Origin of the sequence: Mannheimia cairinae (genome assembly GCF_028649535.1) — a bacterium.
Classification (GTDB): domain Bacteria; phylum Pseudomonadota; class Gammaproteobacteria; order Enterobacterales; family Pasteurellaceae; genus Mannheimia; species Mannheimia cairinae.
On record NZ_JAQSJE010000001.1, the window covers coordinates 101049 to 117052 of the forward strand.

The 16004-nt window shown below is 38.5% G+C and carries 15 protein-coding genes and 2 tRNA genes; 5 read left to right on the forward strand and 12 right to left on the reverse strand.

The window, feature by feature from the left end; all coding sequences use genetic code 11:
* Window positions 1-68 precede the first annotated feature (68 nt).
* From tsf to rhlB, 5 genes are all read right to left on the reverse strand, one after another.
* Window positions 69-920 carry a translation elongation factor Ts gene (gene tsf / locus PTQ27_RS00470; protein WP_273748567.1) on the reverse strand — a complete coding sequence of 284 codons (852 nt, stop codon included), beginning with the start codon at window positions 918-920 and terminating at the stop codon, window positions 69-71.
* 113 nt (window positions 921-1033) lie between these two features.
* A complete protein-coding gene (gene rpsB, locus PTQ27_RS00475; RefSeq protein ID WP_273748566.1) occupies window positions 1034-1753 on the reverse strand; it encodes a 30S ribosomal protein S2 in 720 nt (239 codons plus the stop codon).
* 330 nt (window positions 1754-2083) lie between these two features.
* A complete protein-coding gene (locus PTQ27_RS00480) occupies window positions 2084-3574 on the reverse strand; it encodes a helicase HerA-like C-terminal domain-containing protein (protein WP_273748565.1) in 1491 nt (496 codons plus the stop codon).
* 34 nt (window positions 3575-3608) lie between these two features.
* On the reverse strand, window positions 3609-3914 hold the full coding sequence (locus tag PTQ27_RS00485; protein WP_273748564.1) for a hypothetical protein: 306 nt from the start codon (window positions 3912-3914) through the stop codon (window positions 3609-3611).
* A gap of 70 nt (window positions 3915-3984) precedes the next feature.
* Window positions 3985-5214, reverse strand: a complete 1230-nt coding sequence (rhlB, locus tag PTQ27_RS00490) for an ATP-dependent RNA helicase RhlB (protein ID WP_273748563.1) — start codon at window positions 5212-5214, stop codon at window positions 3985-3987.
* 280 nt (window positions 5215-5494) lie between these two features.
* Here rhlB and PTQ27_RS00495 point away from each other — a divergent pair, with 280 nt between their 5' ends.
* Window positions 5495-7435 carry an ABC transporter ATP-binding protein gene (locus PTQ27_RS00495; protein ID WP_273748562.1) on the forward strand — a complete coding sequence of 647 codons (1941 nt, stop codon included), beginning with the start codon at window positions 5495-5497 and terminating at the stop codon, window positions 7433-7435.
* 289 nt (window positions 7436-7724) lie between these two features.
* Here PTQ27_RS00495 and thiI read toward each other — a convergent pair whose 3' ends face one another.
* Together thiI and folD are read right to left on the reverse strand one after the other, a co-directional pair.
* The gene (gene thiI / locus PTQ27_RS00500) at window positions 7725-9176 is read right to left on the reverse strand and encodes a tRNA uracil 4-sulfurtransferase ThiI (protein WP_273748561.1); all 1452 of its coding nucleotides are present in this window, start codon (window positions 9174-9176) and stop codon (window positions 7725-7727) included.
* A gap of 114 nt (window positions 9177-9290) precedes the next feature.
* Entirely contained in the window at window positions 9291-10151 is an 861-nt protein-coding gene (gene folD / locus PTQ27_RS00505; protein ID WP_273748560.1) for a bifunctional methylenetetrahydrofolate dehydrogenase/methenyltetrahydrofolate cyclohydrolase FolD, read from the reverse strand.
* A gap of 167 nt (window positions 10152-10318) precedes the next feature.
* Between folD and PTQ27_RS00510 the strand changes: the two genes are divergently transcribed.
* A tRNA-Pro gene (locus PTQ27_RS00510) sits at window positions 10319-10395 on the forward strand.
* A 24-nt stretch (window positions 10396-10419) separates the two neighbouring features.
* Window positions 10420-10496: transfer RNA gene (locus tag PTQ27_RS00515), tRNA-Arg, on the forward strand.
* 31 nt (window positions 10497-10527) lie between these two features.
* On the opposite strand, the gene PTQ27_RS00520 is transcribed toward PTQ27_RS00515, so the two are convergent.
* From PTQ27_RS00520 to PTQ27_RS00530, 3 genes are all read right to left on the reverse strand, one after another.
* On the reverse strand, window positions 10528-11583 hold the full coding sequence (locus tag PTQ27_RS00520; RefSeq protein ID WP_273748559.1) for a tyrosine-type recombinase/integrase: 1056 nt from the start codon (window positions 11581-11583) through the stop codon (window positions 10528-10530).
* Window positions 11487-11810 (reverse strand): helix-turn-helix domain-containing protein, encoded by a 324-nt coding sequence (locus PTQ27_RS00525; RefSeq protein WP_273748558.1) that lies wholly within the window; start codon window positions 11808-11810, stop codon window positions 11487-11489. Before PTQ27_RS00525 ends, PTQ27_RS00520 begins: the two co-directional genes overlap by 97 nt.
* Window positions 11811-12062: 252 nt before the next feature.
* Window positions 12063-12752 carry a P22AR C-terminal domain-containing protein gene (locus tag PTQ27_RS00530; RefSeq protein ID WP_273748557.1) on the reverse strand — a complete coding sequence of 230 codons (690 nt, stop codon included), beginning with the start codon at window positions 12750-12752 and terminating at the stop codon, window positions 12063-12065.
* A 483-nt stretch (window positions 12753-13235) separates the two neighbouring features.
* Here PTQ27_RS00530 and PTQ27_RS00535 point away from each other — a divergent pair, with 483 nt between their 5' ends.
* Together PTQ27_RS00535 and cspE are read left to right on the forward strand one after the other, a co-directional pair.
* Entirely contained in the window at window positions 13236-13934 is a 699-nt protein-coding gene (locus PTQ27_RS00535) for a VIT1/CCC1 transporter family protein (RefSeq protein WP_273748556.1), read from the forward strand.
* 339 nt (window positions 13935-14273) lie between these two features.
* On the forward strand, window positions 14274-14483 hold the full coding sequence (gene cspE / locus PTQ27_RS00540) for a transcription antiterminator/RNA stability regulator CspE (protein ID WP_116631448.1): 210 nt from the start codon (window positions 14274-14276) through the stop codon (window positions 14481-14483).
* Window positions 14484-14563: 80 nt separating this feature from the next.
* On the opposite strand, the gene PTQ27_RS00545 is transcribed toward cspE, so the two are convergent.
* Window positions 14564-14986, reverse strand: coding sequence for a DUF6378 domain-containing protein (locus PTQ27_RS00545; RefSeq protein ID WP_273748555.1), 423 nt, complete (start codon window positions 14984-14986; stop codon window positions 14564-14566).
* A 134-nt stretch (window positions 14987-15120) separates the two neighbouring features.
* Entirely contained in the window at window positions 15121-15948 is an 828-nt protein-coding gene (locus PTQ27_RS00550; RefSeq protein WP_273748554.1) for an AP2/ERF family transcription factor, read from the reverse strand.
* Window positions 15949-16004 lie beyond the last annotated feature (56 nt).

The following is a 16004-nucleotide window of genomic DNA, read 5'->3' on the forward strand; positions in this document are numbered from 1 at the left end:
CAGCTAAACCGATCAGCATTTTTAGTATTAGGCACTAAAACCTGTTTTAATTTCAATTAAAGTTAAAATTAAGCGTTACCGCCTGTGATTTTAGCAACTTCTGCTGCGAAATCTTCTTCAACTTTCTCGATACCTTCGCCAACTTCTAAACGAACGAAGTTAGACACAGAAGTATTTACTGATTTTAAGTAGTCACCTACTGATTGTGAAGGATCCATAACAAACGGCTGACCTGTTAATGAAACTTCGCCAGTGAATTTCTTCATACGGCCTTCAACCATTTTCTCAGCGATTTCTTTTGGTTTACCAGAGTTCACTGCAATTTCAATTTGGATTTCACGCTCTTTTGCTACAACTTCAGCAGAAACATCTTCTGGGTTTACGAATTCTGGTTTGCTTGCTGCAACGTGCATTGCTACTTTCTTAAGTTCATCTTCTGAACCTGCACCTGCAACTAATACACCGATTTTCGCACCGTGTAAGTATTGTGCAATTACTTCGCCCTCTAAGTATTGAACACGACGAATGTTCATATTCTCACCAATTTTAGCAACTAATGCAGCACGTTTTTCTTCAAATTGTGCTTGTAATGCTTCGATTGTTGTACCTTTGTTTGCTGCTGCAAAATCTGCAACTTCATTTGCTAAGCCTACGAAGCCAGCATCTTTTGCTACGAAGTCAGTTTCACAGTTCATTTCAACTAATACACCGAAACCTGCTGCTACACGTGCTAGAATCACACCTTCAGCTGCAACACGACCAGCTTTTTTAGCTGCTTTCGCTTGACCAGATTTACGCATATTGTCGATTGCTAATTCGATATCACCGTTCGCTTCAACTAACGCTTTTTTACATTCCATCATACCTGCGCCAGTACGTTCACGAAGTTCTTTAACTAATGATGCTGTAATTTCAGCCATTTTACTATTCCTCTGAGATGATTTTTAATACGATAAAAGCAGAGGTTTTCACCCCTGCTCTCAAATGATAATCAAATGATTAAGGGCTATGCCTTATCGTTTGCCTGATACGATTATTCTGCTGCAGCTACTTCTTCAGCTTCAACAGTCTCAACACCACGACCTTCTTTGATTGCAGCAACGGCTGAATCTAAGTAAAGTTGGATTGCACGAGTTGCATCGTCGTTACCAGGGATGATGTAATTAACGCCATCTGGAGTTGAGTTAGTATCAACGATAGCAAATACAGGAATACCTAAGTTGTTTGCTTCTTTGATTGCGATATGTTCGTGGTCTGCACCAATTACAAAAATTGCATCTGGTAAGCCGTTCATATCTTTGATACCGCCTAAGCTTAACTCTAATTTCTCTAACTCACGAGTACGCATTAACGCTTCTTTTTTAGTGATTTTGTCAAAAGTACCGTCTTGAGTTTGAGCTTCTAAATCTTTTAAACGTTTGATTGACTGACGAACTGTTTTCCAGTTAGTTAGCATACCACCTAACCAGCGGTGGTTTACGTAGAATTGTTGGCTATCTACTGCTGCTGCTTTAACTGCATCTGACGCTGCACGTTTTGTACCAACAAATAATACTTTACCGTTGTTGCTTGCAATGCGAGTTAATTCTGCTAATGCTTCGTTGAATAAAGGTAAAGTTTTTTCTAAGTTGATTACATGAACACCATTACGAGCACCAAAGATGAATGGTTTCATTTTTGGGTTCCAGTAACGAGTTTGGTGACCATAGTGAACGCCTGCGTTAAGCATATCGCGCATAGAAACTTGTGCCATAAGAATTTTCCTTCAAAGTTGTTTGTTTTGCCACTTATGAACGGCAAAACGGGGTTTAGCCTCCACATATCCTAGAAAACCGATCTACTATTATAGACACCCCAATTTCTAGCTTGTGATATGTGTGTGTTTTAGTGTTAAAAATAAATGTTTATGTTTTCTGCCAAAAACCGACAAAAAACGGGACATATTATGCCAAAAAACAAGCAGTTTTGCCAATAGTTTTTATGTAATTTAGCTAATTATTTTCATAGCAAATATTGATATAAAAAACGGCCAGATTTGTAATTTTATTACAAAATCTGACCGCTTGTATATTTACGATTTAGGCTATTTTTTACTTATCGCCCCTAAAATGCCTCGCATAATCTGTTTAGAAACTTGATTACGTAAGTTTCTACCTACCGAGTGTGCAACCTGGCTAACGACTTGTTCTGCCACAGACTGATCTTTTTTCTTTTTAGAGCCGAAGATAGATGAGATAATTCCACCTAAGAAGCCATTATTCTCTTCTTCTGCAGCTTGCTGCTCTGCTTTCACTTGTTCAGCTTTAGCATTGAGTAATTCAAATGCTGATTCATTATCTACATATTGACTGTAGTGATGATATAAATCATCCTGTTTTACTAACGCTGTTCGTTCACTTGCCTCAAGCGGTGCTAATTGGCTTTTTGGTGGATAAATATAAGCAATTTCAACGGGTGTTGGCATACCTTTTTCATCTAATACAGAAACTAATGCCTGACCTACACCTAGCTGGGTAATAGCTTCAACCACATTCACGTCTTTATTGGAACGAAATGTTTCTGCCGCTGATTTAACTGCTTTTTGATCACGTGGTGTAAAAGCACGTAGTGCGTGTTGAATACGATTACCTAATTGCCCGAGTACAGAATCTGGTAAATCTAATGGGTTTTGCGTAACAAAATAAACACCAACCCCTTTAGAGCGAATTAAGCGAACAACTTGTTCGATTTTATCGACTAATACTTTTGGTGCACCGTCAAATAGCAAGTGAGCTTCATCAAAGAATAAAACAAATTTTGGTTTATCTGGATCGCCGACTTCTGGTAAATTTTCAAATAATTCAGCCATAAACCAGAGCAAAAATGCACCATACATTCTTGGAGAGTTAATCAATTTTTCCGAATTAAGAATATTAATCACACCTCGTCCATTACGTGTTTGCATCCAATCTTGAAGATCTAATTCTGGTTCTCCAAATAAATTCGCAGCTCCTTCATTTTCAAGTGCTAATAATGCACGTTGAATTGCCCCAACGCTTGCCGCTGAAACGTTTCCGTATTCAACTCGGAATTCTTTTGCATTTTCTGCCACAAATTTTAGTAAAGCACGCAAATCTTTTAGATCGATAAGGAGCAATCCTTGGTCATCTGCTACACGGAAAACTAAATTTAGCAAGCCTTCTTGGGTATCGTTTAAATTTAGTAAACGAGCAAGTAGCATTGGCCCCATTTCGGAAATGGTGGTACGAAGTGGAATACCTGTTTCGCCAAATACGTCCCAAAACGATACTGGGTAACCGTTTAAATACCCTTCGCCACCTAAATTAAATTTTTCAATACGTTCTGCAATTCTTCCCGAAAAATTACCCGCTTGTACAAGCCCTGAGAGGTCGCCTTTTACATCAACTAAAAAAACTGGTACACCATCATCACTAAAAGCTTCAGCAAGCTTACGCAGTGTAACCGTTTTACCTGTACCAGTTGCACCTGCAACTAAACCGTGTCGGTTTGCCATTCTTGCATTTAATGAGATTTTTTGCCCTGATTCTGTTTGAGCAATTTCGTATAAATTCATATTTAATTCTCTAATTTCTTCTATAAATAAAAAACTACCCTTTTATACCGATGCGAAACCCTTGTTCCCAGTTTTTTCGATATTTTGAAGGTAAGCGAGACAATGTATATCCACAATATGTACTACGTTGTTGGAGCATTTTTTGTTTTTCCGAACGGAAAGATTTTCCTACCCGATAACCATCTAAATACCAATCATCACTATCTTTACATTGCGTGGTATTTATTCGTTTAGTGGTAATGTTATTAGCTATATTTTTTTGATGCCCATTATTCAATGATGAACATCCCACAATAACCAAAAGCCCACTAAAAATAAGTGCCGATTTAATTAATTTCATTTTGATCCTATAACCGCTAAAACACTCGCTAACCCCGAGTATTTTTATATTTTTAAATGAAACTAATATTTTAACGGCGACTATTTTTTTTCACAACAAAAGTATTTCTGCCACGTGTTCGGTTGATCTTCGGTAAAGCTAATAAAGATTCTTTATTATATTGGCTTACGGGAATCTGATGCCCGATATATTCTTCTATTGCAGGTAAATTTACGGCATAACGCTCACAAGCAAAACTTATAGAGTGACCGCTTTCACCTGCTCTGCCGGTTCTGCCAATACGGTGTACATAATCTTCCTTATCATCGGGTAAATCGTAATTAAACACGTGGGTAACATCTGGAATATGCAATCCTCTTGCCGCCACATCGGTTACGACTAAAATATCTAGATTGCCTTTAGTAAAATTATCTAATAAAGATAACCGTTTTTTCTGAGGAATATCGCCTGTTAGCATACCTACACGGTGACCATCTGCCGAAAGATATTGCCAAATTTCTTCACATTTATGTTTGGTATTTGCAAAAATCATACAACGATCTGGCCACTCTTCTTCTAACAACGTAAGCAATAGAGCCATTTTATCTTCATTAGAAGGGTAGAATAATTCCTCTTTAATACGATGCCCTGTACGTTGTAACGGCTCAATTTCTACATATTCTGCATTATGCATATCTTCATATGCCAACTCTCTTACACGAGGAGAAAGCGTTGCCGAGAAAAGTAATGTTAAACGCTCTTGTGGCTTTGGTGCTTTACGCATTAAATAACGAATATCTTTAATAAAACCAAGATCAAACATTCGATCGGCTTCATCAAGCACAATTACTTGGATCTTATCTAAATTAATAACACCTTGCTTAACATAATCAATCACTCGCCCTGTTGTACCTACTAGCAGATCCACACCTTTTCCAATTTCTTGTAATTGTTTATCGTAGCCATCTCCACCATACGCTAATGCTAATTTTAAATCGGTATGTTGTAAAAATAGTTGGGCATCTGCGGCAATTTGAACTGCTAATTCACGAGTTGGAGCAAGAATTAATGCCCTCGGCTGATTTTTGTTTGTTTCGATTTCGTTGCTTAATAAATAATGAAATGTCGCAACCAAAAAAGCCAATGTTTTACCGGTTCCTGTTTGAGCTTGCCCCGCAATATCTTTACCCAATAGCGTGATAGGTAATGTTTTTGCTTGAATAGGGGTACAAAATTCAAAACCTTTACTATCAAGTGCATTTAATACTCTTGAATGAATTGAAAAATCAATAAAGCGGTGTTCGGTAAGATGGTTTGACATAATTTTTCCTTGCGGTGATGAGATAATCTAGCTAATAGTAGCCATACGTTTGTTTACCTGTTAAAAAATACCATATTGCAGAAATATTAACAATTTTTAAACTTTAATGTTCAATTAAAATTCATCGTTTTATCAATTAACCACAAAATCTAGCCTAAACCTGGTTTAAGCTAGTTTCTAGCGAATATTTAGTTATTTTTGTTCTTCTTGGGAAGCCAAAGCTCCCTATTCGTTTTTATGTTAAAATATGCAAAATTTTAACATAAACAGACCGCTTACAATGATCTTTTTTACAGACTTAATTTTAAAACGAGGGCATTCTGTCCTGATTGAGAACAGCTCAGCAACCATTCACACAGGGCAGAAAGTAGGATTAGTCGGCAAAAACGGGTGTGGGAAATCGTCCCTTTTTGCATTGCTAAAAAATGAACTACAACCTGAGGGGGGCGATGTGTCGCTCCCTAAAAATTGGGCGATTTCGTGGGTAAATCAAGAAACTCCAGCGTTAGATATTTCCGCTTTAGATTATGTGATTCAAGGCGATCGTGAATATACACAACTAATGGCACAGCTTGATGAGGCAAATCATCAAAACGATGGCAACCAAATTGCCACTATTCACGCTCATTTAGACACTATTGATGCTTGGACAATTCAATCCCGAGCCTCAACTCTGCTCAACGGTTTAGGTTTTAGCACCGAACAATTACAACTGCCGGTAAAATCTTTTTCGGGCGGTTGGCGAATGCGTCTTAACTTGGCACAAGCCCTGATTTGCCGTTCCGATCTTCTATTATTAGATGAACCAACCAACCACTTAGATTTAGATGCGGTAATTTGGCTCGAACGTTGGCTAACTAATTATCGTGGCACATTGTTGTTAATTTCGCACGATCGTGATTTCCTAGATCCGATTATTGACCGTGTGATTCACATTGAACATCAAAAACTCAACGAATACACCGGCAACTACACCTCTTTTGAAATTCAGCGAGCGACCAAAATTGCCCAACAAAATGCGGCTTTCCAACAACAGCAACGCAAAGTGGCACATTTGCAAAGTTTTATCGACCGCTTCAAAGCCAAAGCCACAAAAGCGAAACAGGCACAAAGCCGAATTAAAGCGTTGGAAAAAATGGAGCTTATCACCCCAGCTTATGCCGACTCCCCATTTGAATTTGAATTTCGCCCACCGCTTGCCTTGCCTAGCCCATTGTTGATGATGGAAAAAGTGAGTGCCGGCTATGGGGAAAAAACCGTATTGGAATCGGTAAAACTTAATCTTGTGCCGGGTTCTCGCATTGGTTTGCTTGGGCGAAATGGAGCAGGTAAATCGACCCTGATTAAATTATTAGCAGGTGAAATTCCAGCTCAAAGTGGTAAAACCCAGCTCGCCAAAGGTGTTCAGCTAGGTTATTTTGCACAACATCAGGTCGATACGCTACGCTTTGATGAAAGCCCGCTTTGGCATTTGCAGAAAATTGCCCCAGAAAAAACCGAGCAAGAATTACGCAACTACTTAGGCGGTTTTGATTTTAAAGGCGACAAAGTTACCCAAGCGGTAAAATCCTTCTCGGGTGGAGAAAAGGCTCGCTTAGTGCTTGCTCTTATTGTGTGGCAACGCCCGAATTTGCTGTTGTTAGATGAGCCGACCAACCATTTAGATTTAGAAATGCGACAAGCCCTTACCGATGCCCTAACTTATTATGAAGGCTCTTTAGTTGTGGTTTCGCACGACCGCCATTTACTACGTAGCACGGTAAACGAATTTTATTTAGTTCATAATCACAAAGTCGAAGAGTTTAAAGGCGATTTAGACGACTACCAAAAATGGCTAAACGAACAAAATGCACTGGCAAATGAACCCAAATCGGTACTTGCAAAAAGTTCGGAAAATTCAACCGCTTGCACACCGGCTACAAACAGCGAAAACAGTGCGGCAAACCGTAAAGAGCAAAAACGGCTAGAGGCAGAGCTCCGCCAACAAACCGCCCCATTGCGTAAAAAAATCACTCAACTTGAAAAAGAGCTAGAAAAAGCCACCGAAAAACTTACTAAATTAGAAGAAATGCTGGCAAGCAGTGAAATTTACGAGGCGGAAAACAAAGCCAAACTGACCGAAACCCTTGCCAAGCAGCTTGAAGCTAAAAAGCAAGTGGAAGAAATTGAAATGCAATGGCTAGAGGCACAAGAACAGTTAGAAGAAATGCTTTCGGCATAATATTTCTATTCATTGAAACAGCTCTTTGATGTGCAAGCCCCGATGGTGCGAGCGTCCTCGCTCGTACCCAAACAAGCGGTCTATTTCCCGCCAAAATTTGCAAACTTACCCAATTACTCTCTCTACTTATTTCGCTAAACGCTTCAATAAGCGGTCTCTCTCCCTAAGGGCGAGAGCTTCAAAAAAATCAGCCTCAACGAGGCTGACTTATACTTAACCCTGTACGGCTATGCCGTGCTGGGCTACGAACTCTACCGTACTAGGCCACTATCACTTCGGCAATTAACTACTATTTTGCTCGAAACACCTTCACATTTGTGTAGCCATTTTCTTTTAAATAAAGAGCCTGCAATTTGCTCATTACTCCTCGTTGGCAATAGAGTAAATATGTTTTACTTTGATCAAGGCTCGCAAATTGGCTAGAAAGTTTATAAAACGGTAGTTCTTTAACTGCTACACCTTCTAAACTAAATGGTTTTTCATCTACTTCTTCAGGGCTACGGATATCTAAAATAATATCGTTTTCAGCAAGTTCTGAGGTGGTTTCTACAGACACAACTTCTTGTTCTGTTTGTTGTGCAATTTCACGAATGTCTAAATAATTTGCATTTTGAACCGCTTGTTCAAGCACATCGAAATTGAAATTTCCCTCTTCTTCTAAAATTTTACTTTCAATCGCTTTTACTGTTGGATTTTTAGAGATCACACCACAGAATTCCGGCATAGATTTTGCAATATCGTCAGTGCCAATCGCTTTTGCCATTGCAATAATTTGCTCTTTATCGTGCGTGATGAGCGGACGTAAAACTAAAGTATCAGAAGCTTTATCAATTAAACGCAAATTAGTCAGTGTTTGGCTAGAAACTTGCCCCAAGGCTTCACCGGTTACAATCGCTTGAATATCGAAACGTTCTGCGATTTTGCTTGCCGCACGTACCATCATACGTTTTAACACAACTCCCATTTGCCCGTTATCGACTTTTTCTAAAATTTCGCCGACCACATTTTCAAAATTAATTGCAATAAAACGCACTTTATGCGAAGTGCTGTAACGGCTCCAAATATGGTAAGCCATTTGTTTTACACCAATTTCGTGAGCAGCTCCACCTAAATTAAAGAAACAGTAATGCACTCGAGAACCACGGCGAATCAACATATAGCTTGATACACCTGAATCAAATCCACCTGAAATCAGTGAAAGCACGTCTTCTTGAGTACCGATTGGATAACCGCCTAACCCTTCGTGACGAGCTTTAATCAGCAACATTTTATCGTGTTCAATATCAATTCTTACCGTTACATCTGGGTGCGTTAATTTTACTTTTGCACTTTCAATACGTTGATTTAAACCACCGCCAACATAACGCTCCACATCTAATGAACGGAAATCGTGCTTACCTTTACGGCGAACTCGTACGCTAAAAGTTTTTCCTTCAAGTTCATCTTTTACCGCAGAATAAGTTTGCTCAAAAATATCGTGCATATCGGTAAAAGGAGTTTCTTCCACTTCTAAAATATGATGAATGCCCGGTGTACGTTTAAGTAAATCTAAAACAAGCGGAGCCTCTTCTTCAAGCTTAGCTCGCACTTCGATAAAATCCCAATGGCGAACAACAGACACATTTTCGGTTTCTTTTAAAAGCACATTGCGGATATTTGAGGTTAAAATTTTGATAAAGCGTTTACGAACAGAATCGCTTTTAATCATAATTTCAGGGAAAAGTTTAATAATAAATTTCATACTACTTAATGTTTGGGATTAAAAATAGGGGCTATTTTAGCGGTTTATCGGCGAAAAGCCTAGAGAAAAGAAAATCCTCAAACTAGGTTGAGGATTTGCAAATTTAGAGAGAAATTAGACCGCTTGTAAATTCTGTTCGTAAGCTTGTAGCGTATTTTGCATTAACATTGCAACGGTCATCGGCCCTACACCGCCTGGCACTGGTGTAATAAAACTCGCTTTTTGCGATGCCACCGCATATTCTACATCGCCTTTTAATTTGCCGTCTGCTCCACGATTAATGCCAACATCTATCACAACCGCTCCATCTTTAACCCATTCACCAGGAATAAATTCTGGCTTGCCAACCGCAACAACTAAAAGATCTGCTTGGCGAATATGGCTTTCTAAATCTTTAGTAAAGCGATGAGTTACCGTTACCGTACAACCTGCTAATAACAATTCTAATGCCATTGGGCGACCAACAATATTCGATGCCCCAACAATCACTGCGTGCTGACCATATAAATTAATTCCAGTACTTTCTAGCAATTTCATTACACCATAAGGTGTGCAAGAACGTAAAGTTGGGATACGTTGAGCCAATCGACCAACATTATAAGGATGAAAACCATCTACATCTTTATGGGGTGCTATCGCTTCAATCACTTTTGTAGAATCAATCTGTTTCGGTAAAGGTAATTGCACTAAGATACCATCAATACTTTCATCTTGGTTTAATTGTTCAATTAAATCTAATAATTCGCTTTCCGTTGTATCAGCAGATAAATCATAAGATTTAGAATAAATGCCTATTTCCTCACAACTTTTACGTTTACTGCCGACATACACTTGAGATGCAGGATCCGCCCCGACAAGAATAACTGCAAGCCCAGGCTTACGCTTTCCCTGTTCTATATATTGGGTTATTTTTTTACTAATATCGAGCTTAATTTGCGATGCCATCGCACTTCCAGAAATAACTTGTGCAGCCATTTTCCCTCCCAAAAAATTATTTTACGAAAGCGTTTGCTATTTTCGCAAAAAATTCGCTTTTTGATAAGTTAAATTTAAGTAGCGGATAAAGTTCCACCATTTAAACTCATCTTAAGTAAAAAAAGATTGACTGTTTCATAAAGAAATCTATAATCAACTACATCTTTCGGCGAGTAGCGCAGCTTGGTAGCGCAACTGGTTTGGGACCAGTGGGTCGTAGGTTCAAATCCTATCTCGCCGACCACTTCTTCTATTTTCAAATTTCTCTGCGCCCTTAGCTCAGCTGGATAGAGCAACGCCCTTCTAAGGCGTGGGTCAAAGGTTCGAATCCTTTAGGGCGTGCCATTAAATTCCTTTAAATTCAATCACTTATACACTACGCAACCAGTTTTAATTTTGGTTCATTTTGCGAATGTTCCGTAAATGTACCGTAAATTTCGACCTTGTTTGCGTGTTCTAGCAGGTGATCTGCATTTAAATGGGCGTATTTTTTAACCATTTCTAAGGTTTCCCAACCACCTAATTCTTTTAATGTAAAAAGTGGAGTTCCTGCTTGAATGTGCCAACTCGCCCAAGTGTGACGGAGGTCATGAAAGTGGAAATCCGATAGCAAGCATTTTTTTGTAGCCAAATTAAATGCTTTTCGGTTAATATCCTGTAAAGGATTACCGTTCTTGCCAACAAATACATATTTAGAATGGCGGTGGCGGATAGATTCAAGCAGCTTAATTGCCTCTTGATTCAGTAATAGCGATCGTGCCTTACCTGATTTAGCGACATCATTAGTCACGATTGCTACCTTTCTCACAAAATCTATCTTATCCCAAGTCATTGTTAAAATTTCTGTACGTCTTGCTCCTGTCATCAAGGCGAACTTGCAGATAGATTTCATCCAGTCTGAACTTAATTTATCTATTAGCTGTTTAGCCTGATCTTTGGTGATCCAACGTACACGAATTGGCGGCTCTTTCTTTTTCGGTATGTGTGGGACTGCATCCAACATACCAAGTTTATGAGCGATATTTAATACTCTCGATAAAGATTTTACATACTTATTTTGCGTACTATGAGATAGAGGCTTTTTCGTATTTGCATTCTTTTTCGGGATATTTAGAATAATCTCCTGAGCTGTTAAAGAGCTGAGTTCACGACCGGCGAATTTAGATAGCCAGTATTCAGCGTGTCGCTTTTTAGTGGCTTTGTCCTTTAATTCTTCGGCAGAGCGAACGTAATGAAGCAAAGCATCTTCAAAGATATATTTTCTTTTTTCTTCGAGTTTATCTTCTGCCCACATTTCTTGCTTGATTTTATCGTGATACTGCTGAGCTTCACGTTTTACAAGCGTGCGAGTGCTTCTCTTAATTCTCTTGCCGTTTGGGGTTGTGATATCAACCCACCACGGACCGTTTGCTTTTCGTCTGTAGATCGACATTTTTTATTCTCCTCGACCGACAGAGATAACCCTCGGCCATTATCAGATCGTTTTCTTATTGGGTCAATACCGGCTCGCTTTTTGGCTCTTTCCAAATCTTCTCGGTTGATCCGCCAAACTTCCGAGCCTGCCATTTTAAAAAACCCCCAATCGGCTAAGTGTTGGCGGACTGTATTTGGGTGGCAACTTAATTCTTCTGCCACTTGATTAATAGTGAGATGTTCCATTCATTACTTCCTCCAGATAATAAAAAACCGCTTGAGTTACAAGCGGTCGATTTTGTTTAAAAATTTACTTTTAGCGTTGAGCCATACAAATTTTGCCATCGCAGTCATTGCCTAACTCTAAGTAGTCGGCAGCAACTGCAAAGGCGGTTAAAAATAGAATGATTTTTGCGTATTTCATCATCTAATCCTTAAATTTTGGGTGCAGAAAACCGCCACTTGATTTTTCACAAGCGGTCGGTTTTTATGGATCTTTTACAACTCGTATTTACGCGTTGGTGGTGTAGGGTGTTTGACGATTCTTGCCAAGCCTTTTAATTGATAATCGCGTAGCGTTTTGAGCGCTTTGTAGTAATGCGCTTCTTGGTAAGGATCAGGATTAAAATCTTTTGTCATTGGTTCAAGAACACTTTTCATTACACCAAGTGTAGTTTGATATTCAGTGTAATGCGTGTACGCGGTTGAGCCAAAATGTGAGCCGATATTGCTGAGTGGTTGGTGTAGTTGTCCTAATAGCTCTAGGTTGTTGTAGAGCGCAAACCACATGCTTACAAGGCGTAAGCAAGTATCTTCGGTAAACTCAAACGTGTATTTTTTCTCTGGTTCAGGCAAAGCCAGTTGTTGCTGTTTTACTTCGCCTTTGTGCATTGCAATAAATGCCCGTAGGACGACTAAATGGAATTTCGGGGAAATCCACATTGCGTAAGCTAGGGCGATTTCTTCACAGGCAAATGTTCCGCCTTGTGTGCCTCGTAGGGCTTTTATTGGAATAATCGCTGGGCTGTCTTTTTGAATTTCCGCAACAAGATCTTGCGTTGTGTCTAGTCGTGTGAAATTACTTGGTTGATGACTTTTACCATTACCGCTTAATTGGTGTAAATCGTTTAAGCTGAATAGATTTTCGTATTGGCGGATTGCCGTGTTGAGAATGGTTAAATTTGACATTTTTATGCCCCTATGAGTTTGTTTCTATTACGAACAACCTTAGTAGGGTTGTTCGGGCTTCAACTACTGCTCATAGACAGCGGAGCTTATTTCCGTGAGGTATTGTATTAGGCTCTCTAGACCCGAACATTGAAATCCTCAGATCTGAGGATTTGTAAATTTTAGGCATAAAAAAACCGCTATGCTTTCGGGTGCGGATAACCGCTATGAGTTTGTAGTGCGGTTATCTTAATCCGTGTTAGCGGCTTTTGTCAAATACATATTATTTTTATGCTTTTTAAGAACTAATTTTAGTTTATTTTAGTCTAAATAAAATCAACGTATTGCAAAATGATTTGGGGGCGTTTTTAGTTATATATTAAATATCTATTGTATCACGCTAATATATTTCTTTTCCTTGAGAGAAGAGTTTCTTTTTTATCAGGCTTCTATTATAATCCTCACCTATTTTAATTCATCTTTCTATCAAGGATAACTATAATAATGGGATATTCGTGGCATACTGAGCAACATTATTCAAATCGTAACAATTGGCTTCGAGCTGGCGTGCTTGGTGCTAATGATGGGTTGATTTCTGTCGCTAGTTTATTAATGGGATTAGCAGCTGCAAATCCAGAATGGCATACATTATTAGTTACAGGCGTCGCTGCAATAGTTGGCGGTGCTATTTCTATGGCAGCAGGCGAATATGTTTCTGTATCTAGTCAGGCAGATACAGAACAAGCTGATTTAAAAAAAGAAGCAGATGAGCTTGAAAAAAATCCAGAGTTAGAATTGGATGAGCTAACAAAAATTTATCAAGATCGTGGTGTAGATCCTAAAACTGCTAGAGCAGTTGCGGAGCAACTGACTGCAAATGATGCTCTTGCAGCGCATGCTCGAGATGAACTTGGTATCAGTGAGGTGATTGAAACTAATGCTCTAGAAGCTGCGGGTGCATCAGCATTAGCATTCTGTGGTGGTGCAGCATTGCCTTTAATTGTTATATTACTTTTCCCTCAGTCTCTGATATTGTGGGCACTTGGTATAAGTACTCTAATAGGATTGGCCTTACTCGGTTTTCTTTCTGCAAAATTAGGTGGAGCACCAGTACAACCAGCGATCATTCGTGTAGTTATATGGGGAATTATTGCCTTAACAGTAACAGGAATGATTGGAAAATCATTCGGAGTCGTTGCATAATTTAAAATTTTATTTTGGGGTTATAAAATACTCCTATTACCCATAAATTTTTCTTATGCCTGATAAAAAGCTCTCTGTAGAGGGCTGTTTATCTGTGTTTTATATTTTTTACAAAAAAGATGAAATAAAGCTTGTGTTAATGTCATAACCGTGTTCTAATGCTTTCCAGCTAGACAGCAGTTTAATAAAAGTTAGTTATTACAGTTCTTCCTCTTTACAAGTTCTAAATTTGTTCCTTGAAGTTTCTCTTAATACCAATCTCGATTTAAGTTCACGTTATTAGCATTAACGCTTGATTCAAGCACACAAATTTAAAATTTAAAAAATAAGGAAGACAACATGTCTAAATTAAATGGCTTAGTAAAATGGTTTAACTCTGATAAAGGTTTTGGTTTCATCACTCCGTCAAATGGTGGAAAAGACCTTTTCGTTCATTTCTCTGGCATTATGGGAAATAACTATCGCAGTTTAAATGAAGGCGATAAAGTTGAGTACAATGTACAAGACTCACAACGTGGACCTTCAGCAGTAGATGTAGCAGTTATTTAGTTATAACGCTTACGTTTGCTTAGCCCCCTTTATAGGGGGGTTTTTATTGCCTTATTTTAGGTAATACTCAGATTATCCTACTATTTTTCTACCATCCTTTTACCAGTTAAAAACTCCAATACCTCTACAGCCTGCCCTTTTGTTTCAAATTCCAAATCAAGTCGCCAAATAGAGTTTTTATCAAGATGTGATTCGGGGTAAATACTATCTGTTAATGGCTTGGGTAAAGCTTTTACATTATCTGATAAATGGCGAGTATAAATTCCACCCCCTAAGATTGCATAGCCTGCAATATCTTGATAGTTGTCTTCATAATTCGCACCGTCATTTAAGATTCTAGCAATTTTGAATAACATCATCTCGACTGATACCTGCTTTTGCCACGTTAATTTTTCGACGTGTTTATCGCTCACTTTGCGTAAACCTCCGTAGATTTCGCAAAAGCTATCATAACTTCCGTGTTGTTGTTCACGTTCATCTAAAATATTTTGGATTGTTTTCATTGTTAAACTTCCTAAAAAATAACCGCTTGGTTGAATACAAGCGGTCTATTTTCATCAAAAACTTACAAGTAAACTTATAAGCTAACTAGGGTTGTCGGATTTTTGATAATAAAAAAGCTCCTTACGAGACTTTATTAAAATTTTAATGCTGCTTTTAGTCCTTTTACTGCGTTATCAAGCTCAGTTGATGCATCCAGCATTTGCTCTAATAGGCGGTCATATTTCCCCTTAGCTTGACAAACATTCAAAATTAACGGATTGAGTGTTTTTCGAATTTGATCACCGCTGGCAATCTCTTTTTTCTTTACCTCGGACATTTCTAATAGCTGTTTAGCTAATAATTCTAATTCTTCCGGTGTTTTAGCCGTTAAATCTTTTGCATCTTTCATTGCATTTTCCTCTTTTTGTTGGATTTGCTGAGCTTTATGCTCAGCAATTTGTTTGTAACCGTGTTTATATGCCACTATGGCAAGTTGAGGCACTTGTTTTTTATTTGCAATACTAATCCCTCCTACTTTTTCTAGATGGAACAGAATTTGCTCAATTTCTCGTGATGTAAACTTGCGATGATTTAGCTCCTTATTTTGCAATCGAACAAATTCGGTAAAACTTCCTCGCTTTGATGGACGTTTATAAAGCCAATCTACAAATAACAGAGCGATACAACAGAGATACTGATCATTTAGCCCAGCATCATTTAATGCACCGATGTCAAACAATCCTAAACCTTTATTTGTCATTGCTGATTTACCTCTTATCTTTATTATTTCTCTATCGTAGATTTCAGCACATTCGTGAGCTGAGTTACTCCGGCCTAAATAAATACAATGCTGCCGTCCATTTATTGTTACTTTTACACTAGCCTCAAAACAAGGATTATTTACCCCTTTATGCTGGAGAAAATGAACGCCTTTAAAGCCAGTTTTGCCAATAAAATTACGCTCCCGTGAAGATAATTTCATACTATTACCCCTTTAATTTTGAATTTCGTTAAATTTCAAAAACTCAAGTTATATGG

What these genes read in the sequence shown, in the direction of transcription:
- tsf (WP_273748567.1), bottom strand. Translation starts at nt 920, where the DNA reads ATGGCTGAAATTACAGCATCATTAGTTAAAGAACTTCGTGAACGTACT.
- rpsB (WP_273748566.1), bottom strand. Translation starts at nt 1,753, where the DNA reads ATGGCACAAGTTTCTATGCGCGATATGCTTAACGCAGGCGTTCACTAT.
- PTQ27_RS00480 (WP_273748565.1), bottom strand. Translation starts at nt 3,574, where the DNA reads ATGAATTTATACGAAATTGCTCAAACAGAATCAGGGCAAAAAATCTCA.
- PTQ27_RS00485 (WP_273748564.1), bottom strand. Translation starts at nt 3,914, where the DNA reads ATGAAATTAATTAAATCGGCACTTATTTTTAGTGGGCTTTTGGTTATT.
- rhlB (WP_273748563.1), bottom strand. Translation starts at nt 5,214, where the DNA reads ATGTCAAACCATCTTACCGAACACCGCTTTATTGATTTTTCAATTCAT.
- PTQ27_RS00495 (WP_273748562.1), top strand. Translation starts at nt 5,495, where the DNA reads ATGATCTTTTTTACAGACTTAATTTTAAAACGAGGGCATTCTGTCCTG.
- thiI (WP_273748561.1), bottom strand. Translation starts at nt 9,176, where the DNA reads ATGAAATTTATTATTAAACTTTTCCCTGAAATTATGATTAAAAGCGAT.
- folD (WP_273748560.1), bottom strand. Translation starts at nt 10,151, where the DNA reads ATGGCTGCACAAGTTATTTCTGGAAGTGCGATGGCATCGCAAATTAAG.
- PTQ27_RS00520 (WP_273748559.1), bottom strand. Translation starts at nt 11,583, where the DNA reads ATGTCGATCTACAGACGAAAAGCAAACGGTCCGTGGTGGGTTGATATC.
- PTQ27_RS00525 (WP_273748558.1), bottom strand. Translation starts at nt 11,810, where the DNA reads ATGGAACATCTCACTATTAATCAAGTGGCAGAAGAATTAAGTTGCCAC.
- PTQ27_RS00530 (WP_273748557.1), bottom strand. Translation starts at nt 12,752, where the DNA reads ATGTCAAATTTAACCATTCTCAACACGGCAATCCGCCAATACGAAAAT.
- PTQ27_RS00535 (WP_273748556.1), top strand. Translation starts at nt 13,236, where the DNA reads ATGGGATATTCGTGGCATACTGAGCAACATTATTCAAATCGTAACAAT.
- cspE (WP_116631448.1), top strand. Translation starts at nt 14,274, where the DNA reads ATGTCTAAATTAAATGGCTTAGTAAAATGGTTTAACTCTGATAAAGGT.
- PTQ27_RS00545 (WP_273748555.1), bottom strand. Translation starts at nt 14,986, where the DNA reads ATGAAAACAATCCAAAATATTTTAGATGAACGTGAACAACAACACGGA.
- PTQ27_RS00550 (WP_273748554.1), bottom strand. Translation starts at nt 15,948, where the DNA reads ATGAAATTATCTTCACGGGAGCGTAATTTTATTGGCAAAACTGGCTTT.